Raw genomic sequence first — 12,019 nt, forward strand, 5'->3', positions numbered from 1 at the left:
GATAAGGTGAGGGCGCATGGAACCCATTGTGAAGCGCGACGACATTTCATTTGTTTACGGGGGATTATGATTGCAGGCTACGCGACGCCGGAAGGCACGAAGCAGTACCAGGATCGGTTTGAGCTCCAGTGTGGCGAAGGGCATTTTCAAAAAGCCGGGCCGCTGCACTGGTCTTCGGTGGGCATCGGCACCTACCTGGGCAATGCGGACGACGACACCGACGACCTGGTGTACCAGTCCATTGTCAATTGCGTGAACGCGGGCATCAATGTCATCGACTCCGCCATCAATTACCGCGGCGAGCGCGGCGAGCGGTGCGTCGGCCGCGCGCTTGAAGAACTGATCGCGCAGGGAGCGGTGCACCGTAACGAGGTGATCGTCTGCTCCAAGGGCGGCTTCCTGCCGCAGTCGCTCGGCGTCGAGTGGTTTCAGGAGCGCTACGCCTCCGGCGAGATGGAGGGCATCGGTATGGACGACCTGGTGGCGGACTGCCATTGCATGCACCCGCTCTTTTTGCAGGATCAACTGGAGCGGAGCCGCCAGAACCTCGGCCTCGAGACCATCGACGTCTATTACGTGCACAATCCGGAGACGCAGTTGGGCAACGTACCGCAGGAGGTGTTCTGGGACCGCATTGAAAAAGCGTTCGCCTACCTGGAGCAGGCGGTGGCCGAGGGCAAGATCCGCGCCTACGGGCTGGCGACGTGGAACGCCCTGCGCCTGCCGCCGGGACAGGCCAAGCATCTTTCACTGGAGCGCGCCAAGAAGATCGCACGATCGGTTGCGGAAAGCGGGGCGGATCATTTCCGCTACGTGCAGTTGCCGTTCAACCTGATGATGCGCGAGGCGGTAGGGCGGCCAACGCAACCGCTCAATGGCAAGAACACCTCCGCCGTGGTCGCCGCCAGGGAGCTGGAGTTGATCCCGGTGGTCAGCGGCTCCATCGCGCAGGCGAAGCTGGAACCGCTCTCCGAAGCACAACGCCACCTGTTCGGTGACGACCCCTTCAACGATCTGCAACGGGCCCTGCAGTTCACGCGCAGTACGCCGGGCATCGCCACCGCACTGGTGGGCATGAAGCGGATCAGCCATATCGAAGAAAACCTGGCCGTGTGCCGCCATGCACCGATGGACGGGGCTCAATTCAAAGCCATATTCCAGTCCCTGTAATCAGGAACAGGGCTTGTCTTATAGGGGGATGCGGATTTTCTGTCGATTTCTCAAAAATGTTTCAACTCGAAACTACTTGAAAGCAAAGGGGTTATACAAAACCGGGTAAAAAAATCAATATAACTTTGCAAAATTCTAGAAAATTCGGAAAATTTGTATATACTGTGCCTTCGCAGGATCACAACTTGCGTCACACGGGTGATGTTTTCGCAGGAAAGCTCGCCGGGATTGCCCTGCTCAGGGCATAGACATATTGGTAAAAAAATCGCTTTTTGGACGGGGGAGGGGAACTTTGTCCAAGGGCTGATGCGGTACTTTTGCGGGTGAAGAGTGCCCGTAATTCTTTTTTCCACCCCTCCTCACTTAGCCCGACATCCAGACAAGACCATTGACCGGATTGTCCGTTTTTGGCTGGGCGCCCTTTTTGCGTAAATTACGGAAGGATAAGCCAAAAACAAGCTCCACTTCGAAGCCCTTAAACTATATCCAGAACGCCTGTACCCTGTCAAACAAAAACTATTAAATTGGCTGCCCAATATAAAAAAATTGATTTAAAGGAAGTGGGCAAGCGTATTCGCGGTCTGCGCGGGCCTTTGAGCCAGTTGGCATTCGCCCGCAAGCTGAATGTGCACCAGGTGGACATCAGCCGCCTTGAGCGCGGAGAAACCGTGAACCCATCGCCCGAGTTGCTGTTGAACATTTGCTGGTTGCAGGATCCGCCGGTGGACCTGGAGTGGCTGATTTCCGGGGAAGGGCAAAAGTTGAGGGAGCCGGGGCGGGAAAACGAAGAGGGTTACCGGTCGAATGACCATTCTGAGTTCCTTCACCTGAACCAGATCTACCGCAAGGCTGGAGCCAAGCTGGGGCCGTCTCTGGACCACCGGGATACGGTGGGCCACATCGCCTTCAAGAAAAAGTGGGTGCAGGAAAAGTTGCAGGTGTCGGAGGACGGGCTGATTCTCATTGAAGCCATCGGCGACAGCATGGAGCCCACCCTGCATCAGGGGGATCTGCTTCTTATAGACGGGTCGGTGAACTACCTGCGGGACGACGGCATCTATTGCCTGCGCACGCCGAAAGAAGAAGTGCTGGTCAAACGCCTGCAGAGACTGCCTGGCGAGGGGCTGGCGGTCAAATCCGACAACCCCAAGTACGAGCAATTCGTCCTGTCCGAAGAGGACATCCCCTGTTACTCCATCCTCGGCCCGGTCGTCTGGGCCGGACGCAAGTTCTGAGTCGCGCTTCCGCGGCCTTCCTGCCTTTTCCGTTCAATCGGGAAATTCGACGATCCGCACCGCCTGTTTCAGGCTGAGGAACTTGGAGCTCAGGCGCAGTCCCGCACGCTGGCAATGTTTCAGGTTGATATGCAGCGTGTAGCGCAGGGAGCCGTTGCCCGTCGGCGTCAGCACAAACTGGATCATGCCGCCCTGGTCCGAAAACCCCTCCATCTCGCTCACCGTCACGATGGACTGGGATTTCAGGAGGCCGCTCAGCTTGTCCCAGCGGTCTTTCTCTGACGGGAGCACGTAAAGAAGATGGCAGGTGCGGAGCGAATTCGCGAGGTCCGCGTCTTTGGATAAAAAAGGCAGGATGCCGCGGGACAGAATTTCCAGCCGCACCGGCCGGTCCTGGATGGAGAAATTCGGTTCCACGATCAAGTGGTTGATGCGCCGGGCCAGGCCTTCCACATCGTGACCCAGAACGCAGAAGTTGATCGGTGCGCCGGGTTCTTCCAGTTTGGAATCGGGCCAGGTGGTGTATTCGGCAATGTAACGCAGGTACGCCACCTTGAGCGCCGTGGCCTTGTTGTGGTCCAGTTTTTCCGGAATCTGCACCATGACGGTCTGGGAGGTATGGTGGAAGCCGGACAGCAGAAGCCACGCGAAAACGGCCAGCAGGGCCGCCTTCCATCTCTTTCCCGCTCGCTGTCCGCCCCGTTTCAGCATCACATCAATACCTCCAGATGACCTGGCCGAACACCGAACGCTCGATGAGCGACAGGTCGGTGGTCTGGGCGTTGCCGGCGGCGAATTCCAGATGATGCGGCTCCAGCAGGTTGCGGCCCACCACGCTGAACTCCCAGGACGAAGCCGGGCGCCAGCCCAGCCTGAGGTCCAGCCGCGTGTACGCTTTGATCTTCATGCCGTTCGAGAAGATGTGGTCCACGTAATAAACCATCTGGTCGAATTCAAAGTTGTGCGGTAGGTTGAGGTGCGAGCGCACGTTGAACTGATAGGTGGGATCGACGTGTTCCTCCTGTGCGAGGATGTTGTCATTGCTGTCCGGGTCGAGCTCGAGGTTCATGCCGAACCAGGTGAACCCGGTTTTCAACTGCCACCAGTCCAGCGGGCTCCAGTTCAGGGCCGTTTCCACGCCATAGGTGTAACCCGTTTTGCGGTTGTGAAAGGTGAGCGGTGCTACGGGATGGGCAGGCGGCGGCGTGGCTTCCACAAACGGCGTGCCCGGTTCCAGCGACCGCAGGTTTTTGTAAAAATTCATGAACGTGGCGATGTCGATCATCCACTCTTTGGCGGGCTGGGTCCGGTATCCCAGCTCGAAAGCCAGTAAGTCTTCCGACTCGAATCCTTCCTTGCCGATCAGCGCGGCGATGGCCGGCCCCGCGGGTCCGGGCTGGTTGAGGCGCAGGGAGTCGTCGGCGCGCGAAGGGATCCGCACCGCGCGGGACACCGCCGCCCACACAGTGTGCCGGGGGTCGGGCGTCCACAGCAGGCGCGCGCTTGGCTGGTACTCGAAGCCGGTGTAGTTGTTCACCGAAAGCTTGGTGCCCACGGTGAGTGTCCACAGATTCGGCGACAGCGTGATCTGATCCTGCGCGAACGCACTGGTAATGTAGTTCAGCCGCCGGTCCGGGTTGAACTGAAAGCCCAGCGTGTTCTCAAACGAGTCGTCGTAGAACCGCTGGCCGAATCCCCAGGTGATCTCGTGGCGCGGCCCCATCTGGAACCGGTGCTGAAAATCCAGATCGTAGGTGTCGATGGTCACGTCCTCGATCTGGAAGGTGCGCCGGTGCTGGCGGTTGTAATAAAACTGAAGGGAAAATTCGGACTCTTCGCTGACTTTGTGTTGCCACCGGGTGAGGAACATGCCGCCGTCGATCTTCCAGTTGTTGCGCAGAACCCCGCCCTGCGGCGGCGTGAATGAGACGAAGCCGTTCAGGCTTCTGCGTTCCAGCGCGCCGTCGTAGTAGTTGCCGGAAAAAGTGAACGTGTCCGAGGGGGTGCGGTTCCAGTCCACGCGGAAGCCGCCGCGCCCCACGCGGTAGTCGTCCACCCCTTCCATGCCCTGCATGGTGTCGAGCGGAGCGCGTTGCACGTAGCGGCCCCACACGCGGTAGGCGGTTTCCGGGGTGGCCTGCCCGCCGTAGCGGAAGGAGTCGATGGTGTGCACCATGGTGCCGCCGCCCGCACTCAACAGCCCGCCCTGCGTGCGCTGAGCGGATTTGGTGATGATGTTGAGCACGCCGTTGACGGCGTTGACGCCCCACAGCGACGCGCCCGGTCCGCGGATCACCTCAATGCGCTCGATGTCTTCCAGAATCAGATCGACCTCGTCCCAGAACACGCCGGAAAACACCGGAGTGTAGATCGACCGGCCGTCGATCATCACCTGAAGCTTGTTGGCGAAACGGTTGTTGAAGCCGCGCGCGGTGATGGCCCAACTGGCGGAGTCGATCTGCGCCACCATCATGCCCGGCACCAGCCGCAGGGCTTCCTGCACGCTGGTGGCGCCGGTGCGGCGCAGGTCTTCGCCGGTGATGACGTAAATCGCCGACGCGCTTTTATGCAGGGGTTGTTCCTTTTTCGCGGGGGAGGTGACGGTGATCTGGAACAACTCCTCCACCGGCATGTTCATCAAGGTGTCGTCGGGACCGGAAAAAACAGGCGGCGTTTTCACCACAAACGAATCTTCCGGTTCGGCCATGCCCGGATGGGCATGTGCTAAAATGCCGACGGCGAAAAACAGGAAAAGCGGGACGAATGACGGGAATCGATGAATCATGGCAACGGACAAACGCCAATCCAATGTAATGCGAAACCGAGAAGGGCCCTGAGAAGGACGCAGGAAGTTCGGGACCGCATTCAATTTCAGGTTCACGGTTCGGGCATGCAAACTCGGATCATGCCCGTTTTGCATCAGCCGGGGCCTGGGTGAACAATCAATCGGTTCAGGTTGAGCCCCTTGCAGTCGCCTGGTCCCTCCCTTATCGAAACCCGGGCTTGGAGACGTTTAATTATTGCGGATTTTGTATGAAGTGGAAACCCCATTTTCCCCAAACCCTGAGTTTTTTCGGAGGGTTTCGGAAACTCGAACGCGGGGTGCGCGGAACGGCCGGGGAATTCCGGGTTTGCGTTTGGCGCGCGGGGGAGTATTATTTCGGTTTTCGATTTCGGAGGCAGGAAGCTTTAACCAGTCAATGGCAAGGACGGCACCATGGCGATTTCTGAAAAGGTATTGGGGTTCATGGAGCGGGCTTCGTGGATCCGCAAAATGTTTGAGGAAGGCATTCGCCTGAAGCAGGAGTTCGGCGAGGACAACGTGTTCGACCTGTCGCTGGGCAATCCCGTGGCGGAACCGCCGCCGGCGGTGAAAGCGGCCCTGATCGCCGCGGCACAGGACCCCACCCCCGGCCGCCACCGTTACATGCCGAACGCGGGATTTCCGGACGTGCGTGCCGCCATCGCCGGGGCCTTGTCCGAGGAATGTAAGGTGACGCTGGGCGCGAACGACATCGTCATGATCTGCGGCGCCGCCGGCGGGCTCAACATCGCGCTCAAAACCCTGCTCGATCCGGGCGACGAGGTGATCGTCTTCGCGCCGTACTTCGTCGAATACTTTTTTTATGCGGACAACCACGGCGGGCAGGCCGTGGCGGTGAACACGAAAGAGGATTTCTCGATCGACTTCGAGGTGCTCGCCGCCGCCATCACCGACCGCACCAAGGCCGTTATCATCAACTCGCCGAACAACCCCACCGGCGTGGTGTACACGCGGCAGGCGATGGAGGAACTGGCGGCCCTGCTTAAGGAACAGTCGCAGAGACGCGGCAAGCCGATCTACCTGATCGCCGATGATCCGTACAAGAAGATCCTGTTCGAGGGCAAGCCGACGCCGAATCCCATTGAGGTGTACGAGCACAGCCTGTACATCACCTCGCATTCGAAGGATCTCGCGGTGCCCGGCGAACGCATCGGTTACGTGGCGGTGCATCCGCAATGCGCCGATGCGGCCAACGTCATGGCCGGGCTCATTTTCTGCAACCGGGTGCTGGGATTCGTCAACGCCCCGGCGCTGTTTCAGCGGGTGGTGAAGGAGGTCCAGCACGTGACGGTGGACGTGGACGCGTACCGCAGGCGGCGCGACCTGCTTTACCGGGAACTCACGCGCATCGGTTACGACGTGGTGAAACCGGGCGGGGCGTTCTACTTTTTCCCCAAATCGCCGCTGGAGGACGAGATGCGGTTCATCGAGATTTTGACCGCGAAAAAGGTGCTGGTGGTGCCGGGGCGCGGATTCGGCGCGCCGGGCTATTTCCGCCTGTCGTACTGCTTTCCGGATGCGGTCATCGAAGGCGCCCTGCCAGGGCTGGAAGCGGCCTTCCGGGAGGCGCAAAACGGGTAGAAAGCGCCACCACGAGGATCCTAAAGAATCCAAATGCGGTTTCCGCGCATCTCACAATTTGATAGAATACAATCATACAAAACCATCCCAGACAAACCATTCACTGGAACAGAACCATGAGTTTGACGCAAGACCAGATTAACCGTTACAGCCGCCATTTGCTTCTGCCTGAGGTGGGTGTGGAAGGCCAGGAGAAAATCTGCAACTCGAAAGTGCTGTGCATTGGCAGTGGCGGGTTGGGTTCTCCCACCGTTCTCTATCTCGCCGCCGCGGGCGTTGGCACCCTGGGGCTGATCGACTTCGACGTTGTGGACCAAAGCAACCTGCAACGCCAGATCGCCCACGGCGAATCCACCGTTGGCATGCTCAAGACGGAATCCGCGAAAGCGCGGATCAAAGACATCAATTCCGACGTGAACGTCGTCGTGTATAACGAACGCCTGACTTCCGAAAACGCCCTGCGTATCTTCGAGGGCTGGGACGTGATCGTGGACGGCACCGACAACTTTCCGACGCGCTACCTGGCGAACGACGCCTGTGTCCTGCTCGGCAAGCCGTACGTGTACGGCTGTATCCTGCGCTTCGAAGGGCAGGTTTCCGTATTCAACCATGCGGGCGGCCCGTGCTACCGGTGCTTGTACCCGGAACCGCCGCCCCCCGGCCTCGTGCCGAGTTGCGCCGAAGGCGGGGTGCTGGGTGTGCTCTGCGGCATCATCGGCTGTCTGCAGACCAACGAGGCGCTCAAGATCGTTCTGGAAAAAGGCGAGCCCATGGGCGGACGTCTTTTGATCTTCGACGCACTGGGCACCAAGTTCCGCGAGATGAAACTGCGCCGGGACAAAAACTGCCCGATCTGCGGCGAGAACCCGACGATCAAGGAACTCATCGACTACGAGCAGTTCTGCGGCATCCTGCCTGCGGCGGCGGAAGATGAAGAAGCCGACCGGGCGATGGAGATCGAACCGGAAGCCGTGAAGGCCATGCTCGATGCGGGCAGGAGTTTCCGTTTCATCGACGTGCGCGGCGAGGGCGAGCGGCAGATCTGCCGCATCGATGCGGCCATGATGATTCCGCTCGACGTGATCGAGGAACGGAATCCCGAAAAGCTGAATGGCCTCAAGAAAACGGACGAGATCGTGATCCATTGCAAAAGCGGCGTGCGCAGCCTCAAGGCGGCGAAGGCGCTCAAGTCGATGGGCTTCGACAACGTGAAAAGCATGCGCGGCGGCATTCTGGAATGGTCTGAAAAAATCGATTCTTCCATACCGCAATATTAATCATTCAATTAGGCTTGCCTGCAATCAGGTTCCGTTTACCCTTGTTGACATGAGGGGGGCCCCGGTTTAAGGTGCCTTTATGCAGTTCAGTGTTTGTTAGGGAAACATGCGTCATTAAGGAAAGGAGGCTTCCTTGAGTCACTCCGAGGATCCCGAACGCGATTACGAAAAACTTTCGAAAGCCATCACCGAAGCGGTGCTGAGCTCGGAGAAAGTCAAAAAGATCGTTGCGGAAATACAGAAGCGGGAAGACATTTGCCCGCAGAGCTTCATGGTTCTGGTTCTCAAGCTGCAGACCCTGACCGAAGGGTTTGACGTGGAAGTGGAAGAGGGCTCGGAAAAACCCAAGAAGAAACCCCGCCGTTCCAAAAAGAAAGCCGTGGACACCTCTCAGTACATCGATGGCCAGCCTTTGTCACAAAAGGAAATCGAGTTTGAGGAATTCGTCAACGAAAACTTCGATACCGAAGAATGGCTTAAAAAGAACGGTCTCATTTTCTAAACACTTTTTTCTTCTTTCCCTTTTCACAGCCGTTTTCTCGGTTGTATTTTTCTCCGGCCAGGCCAGGACGGAGAGCTACGAACAGGAACGCCGACACATGGTCAACGAGCACCTGCGCGGGCGGGACATTTCCGACCCGCGGGTGCTCGAGGCGATGCGCCGGGTGCCCCGCCACAAGTTCGTACTGCCTTCGCAGGAACCATTTGCCTACTCCGATTTTGCCCTGCCCATCGGCCACCACCAGACCATCTCGCAACCGTATGTCGTCGCCCTCATGACCCAGGCGCTGGAGCTGAAACCCGGCGACCGCGTGCTGGAGATCGGCACCGGGTCCGGTTATCAGGCGGCGGTGCTTTCCGAACTGGTGCGGGAGGTGTACACCATCGAGATCGTCGAACCGCTTGCCAACCAGGCCCGCGACCGTCTGCAAAAACTGGGATACAATAACGTCAGCGTCCGGCACGGCGACGGCTACAAGGGATGGCCCGAACACGCGCCGTTCGACGCCATCGTGATCACCGCCGCCGCACCGGAAGTTCCGCAACCGCTGATCGACCAGTTGAAGACCGGCGGACGCATGGTGCTTCCGGTGGAAGCCGGGATGGCGCAGGAACTGCTGTTGATCCGGAAACGCGCCGATGGCGTGATACAGGAGGTCATGACCGGCGTGCGTTTCGTGCCGATGACGGGCGCGGTGCGCAATCGGTAGCTTGAAACGGGAGGTGTGGGATGCTTCGACAACCCGCGGTGTCCGGCCGCTTTTATCCGGACCAGCCTCAGGCGTTGATTGAGGAAATAAAAAGTCACCTTTCAGGCAAACGCAAACCCGTGCGCGCGCTGGGGGCGGTGGCGCCGCATGCGGGGTTCATGTATTCGGGCGACGTGGCGGGATCGGTGTACGAACGGATCGACATCCCCGACCGCATCCTCATCATCGGGCCCAACCACACCGGCCGCGGCCGGCCTGTTGCCATCCTGTCGGAAGGCACATGGACGATGCCGATGGGCGACGTGGAGATCGACACCGAACTCGCCGCCGCCATCAAGAAATACCTGCCCGGCGTGGAAGAGGATGACGCCGCGCATCGCGATGAACATTCGCTGGAAACGCAACTGCCGTTCCTTCAGTACTTCAAAAAACCATTCAAGTTCGTGCCGCTTTGCCTCATGCGGCTCAGCCTGGCGGACTGCATCAAGGTGGGCCACGCGCTGGCGCGTGCGATCGAGGAGGGGGGGGAACCGGTGCTGGTGGTGGCGAGCTCCGACATGACGCATTACGAAACGCACGAAAGCGCCTCGCGCAAGGATCGCCGCGCGATTGATCAGATTTTGAAACTCGATGCGGAAGGCCTGCACACCACCGTGCACGACCAGCACATCACCATGTGCGGGGTCAATCCCGTCACCGTCATGCTGACGGCGGTGCGCGACCTCGGCGCAAAGCAGGCGGTGCTCAGCCGCTACATGACGTCGGGGGAAGTGAGCGGCGACATGGACCATGTGGTCGGTTACGCCGGGGTGATCGTGACCTGAGCGGAATCAGGGTTTCGGGCGCTGAATGATTTCGATCTCGTACCTGTCCGGATCCTCGGTGAAAATGAACCGCGATCCGCTTCGGCTTTCGGTGGGTCCTTCGGTGATGGGCGCGCCGCCTTCCTTCAAACGCTTCATCCACACATCCAGATCATCCACCTCAAACGCGAGGTGAACGAGGTCCTCGGGAACGGAAACGTCGCCGCTGTCGGGAAACGAACACAGCTCCAGTTCCGCGTCGTTTTCCGGAAACTGGAGGAACACCAGCTTCGAGCCGCGCGGCGAAGTCGATTCCTCCACCACGTTCATGCCCAGAACGTCGCGGTAGAATTTAAGCGACGCGTCCATGTTGGACACGCGGAAGCGTGTGTGCGCATACCTCATGCGGGTACCGGGATGAAGTTGACGTCGGGTTTGTATTTTTCGAGCTCGGCGCTCACCAACCGCTGATACTCATTGAGCTTCTCCCTGCTCGTGGCTTCAAAGCGGAGCACCAGCACCGGCTGCGTGTTGGAAGCGCGGAGCAGACCCCAGCCGTCTTCGAATTCGATGCGCACGCCGTCGATGTCGATCACATCGTACCGCGCGCGGAAGGTTTCCGTCACTTCCTTCACGACTTCAAACTTCAGGTTGTCGGGGCAGTCGATACGGATTTCCGGCGTGTTGTGCATGACCGGGAGGTCGGCCAGCATTTCGGAAACCGGCTGGTCCGTGTTGGCGGTGAGCTCCAGCATCCGGCACGCGGCGTAGATGGCGTCGTCGAAACCGTAATACGAATCGGCGAAGCACATGTGCCCGCTCATCTCCCCTGCAAGTAACGCCTTCGTCTCCTGCATTTTCTTTTTGATGAGCGAATGCCCGGCAGCGGACATGTGTGGCTGTCCGCCGTGTTTCTTGATGTCGGCGAACAGGTTGCGCGAGCATTTCACTTCGCCCACTATCGCTGTCCCGGGATGGTGTTTCAAGAGGTCGCGTGCGAACAGGATCAGCAACTGGTCGCCCCACAAGAGCGTGCCTTTGTCATCGACGACGCCAATGCGGTCGGCGTCACCGTCGAAGCCGATGCCAAGATGCGCCTGTTCTTTTTTAACGCGCGCCATCAGGCTTTCCATGTATTTCGGCACGGTGGGGTCCGGGTGGTGATTGGGAAACGTGCCGTCGGGTTCACAAAACTGTTCGATGGTCTCGACGCCCAGGCGGCGGATGAGTTCGGGGCCGACGATGCCGAAACAGCCGTTGCCGCCGTCCAGCACCACCTTGAGCGGGCGCTTGATCTGGATCAGCCCCGCGATGTGATCCATGTAATCCTGTTTGAGGTCCTGCTCGCTGGCGCTTCCATTGCCGTTTTCGAAATCGTTGCGGTCGATCAGCGTCTTCAACTCCTGGATGCGTTTGCCGTACAGGCTGTGCTTTTCGAAACTGATTTTGAATCCGTTGAACTCCGGCGGGTTGTGACTGCCGGTGATCATCACGCCTCCGTCCACGTTCAGTTTGTGAAGAGAGTAATAGGCGACCGGGGTCGGAACCATGCCGATGTCGATGACGTCGCAGCCGGTGCTGTTCAGCGCGCGGGTCAGGATGGTGCGGAACTCTCTGGAACTGCGGCGAATGTCCCATCCGAGCGTCAGAGTCCTTTTGTTGTTGCGTCGGAAATAAGTGCCGATGGCTTTTCCAATTAGTTCGACGTTTTCGGGCGCTAGATCCTGTTCCACCAGGCCTCGGATGTCGTATTCGCGGAAGATTTGCGGGTTCATTGTTTGAGGAGGAAAAGGTTGTCTGTTATATTAATAGTTGAACAATTTTAAGCATAGAATAATTGCGATCCGTTGGCAACGCAGGAAATGGTTGTTATGCGTGGCAAGACGCGGCCGCGGGACGCTTGACGGATGGTGATACG

11 protein-coding genes are annotated in these 12,019 nt (G+C 58.9%); 7 read left to right on the top strand and 4 right to left on the bottom strand.

The window, feature by feature from the left end; translation table 11 throughout:
* Positions 1-66: 66 nt before the first annotated feature.
* Together J2S31_RS02445 and J2S31_RS02450 are read left to right on the top strand one after the other, a co-directional pair.
* Positions 67-1,170 carry an aldo/keto reductase gene (locus J2S31_RS02445; protein WP_237097461.1) on the top strand — a complete coding sequence of 368 codons (1,104 nt, stop codon included), beginning with the start codon at positions 67-69 and terminating at the stop codon, positions 1,168-1,170.
* Between the two features lie 560 nt (positions 1,171-1,730).
* Positions 1,731-2,405 carry an XRE family transcriptional regulator gene (locus J2S31_RS02450; protein ID WP_237097462.1) on the top strand — a complete coding sequence of 225 codons (675 nt, stop codon included), beginning with the start codon at positions 1,731-1,733 and terminating at the stop codon, positions 2,403-2,405.
* Positions 2,406-2,438: 33 nt separating this feature from the next.
* Here the strand turns inward: J2S31_RS02450 and J2S31_RS02455 are convergent, their stop codons facing one another.
* Positions 2,439-3,116, bottom strand: coding sequence for a YfiR family protein (locus tag J2S31_RS02455; protein WP_237099883.1), 678 nt, complete (start codon positions 3,114-3,116; stop codon positions 2,439-2,441).
* A 4-nt stretch (positions 3,117-3,120) separates the two neighbouring features.
* Positions 3,121-5,190 (bottom strand): TonB-dependent receptor plug domain-containing protein, encoded by a 2,070-nt coding sequence (locus J2S31_RS02460; RefSeq protein WP_237097463.1) that lies wholly within the window; start codon positions 5,188-5,190, stop codon positions 3,121-3,123.
* Between the two features lie 432 nt (positions 5,191-5,622).
* On the opposite strand from J2S31_RS02460, the gene J2S31_RS02465 reads away from it, so the two are divergent.
* The 5 genes from J2S31_RS02465 to amrB all read left to right on the top strand — a co-directional run bounded on the left by J2S31_RS02465 (position 5,623) and on the right by amrB (position 10,122).
* On the top strand, positions 5,623-6,810 hold the full coding sequence (locus tag J2S31_RS02465) for a pyridoxal phosphate-dependent aminotransferase (protein WP_237097464.1): 1,188 nt from the start codon (positions 5,623-5,625) through the stop codon (positions 6,808-6,810).
* 116 nt (positions 6,811-6,926) lie between these two features.
* Positions 6,927-8,087 (top strand): molybdopterin-synthase adenylyltransferase MoeB, encoded by a 1,161-nt coding sequence (moeB, locus tag J2S31_RS02470; protein WP_237097465.1) that lies wholly within the window; start codon positions 6,927-6,929, stop codon positions 8,085-8,087.
* 133 nt (positions 8,088-8,220) lie between these two features.
* A complete protein-coding gene (locus tag J2S31_RS02475; RefSeq protein ID WP_237097466.1) occupies positions 8,221-8,589 on the top strand; it encodes a hypothetical protein in 369 nt (122 codons plus the stop codon).
* A complete protein-coding gene (locus tag J2S31_RS02480) occupies positions 8,522-9,298 on the top strand; it encodes a protein-L-isoaspartate(D-aspartate) O-methyltransferase (RefSeq protein ID WP_272908523.1) in 777 nt (258 codons plus the stop codon). The genes J2S31_RS02475 and J2S31_RS02480 overlap by 68 nt, the downstream gene beginning before the upstream one ends.
* A 20-nt stretch (positions 9,299-9,318) precedes the next feature.
* Positions 9,319-10,122, top strand: a complete 804-nt coding sequence (gene amrB / locus J2S31_RS02485) for an AmmeMemoRadiSam system protein B (RefSeq protein WP_237097468.1) — start codon at positions 9,319-9,321, stop codon at positions 10,120-10,122.
* 6 nt (positions 10,123-10,128) lie between these two features.
* On the opposite strand, the gene J2S31_RS02490 is transcribed toward amrB, so the two are convergent.
* Together J2S31_RS02490 and J2S31_RS02495 are read right to left on the bottom strand one after the other, a co-directional pair.
* Complete coding sequence (locus J2S31_RS02490) at positions 10,129-10,506, bottom strand: VOC family protein (protein ID WP_237097469.1); 378 nt, start codon at positions 10,504-10,506, stop codon at positions 10,129-10,131.
* Entirely contained in the window at positions 10,503-11,876 is a 1,374-nt protein-coding gene (locus J2S31_RS02495) for a phosphomannomutase/phosphoglucomutase (RefSeq protein WP_237097470.1), read from the bottom strand. The genes J2S31_RS02490 and J2S31_RS02495 overlap by 4 nt, the downstream gene beginning before the upstream one ends.
* Positions 11,877-12,019 lie beyond the last annotated feature (143 nt).

The organism is Nitrospina gracilis Nb-211, from assembly GCF_021845525.1.
Taxonomy (GTDB): domain Bacteria; phylum Nitrospinota; class Nitrospinia; order Nitrospinales; family Nitrospinaceae; genus Nitrospina; species Nitrospina gracilis_A.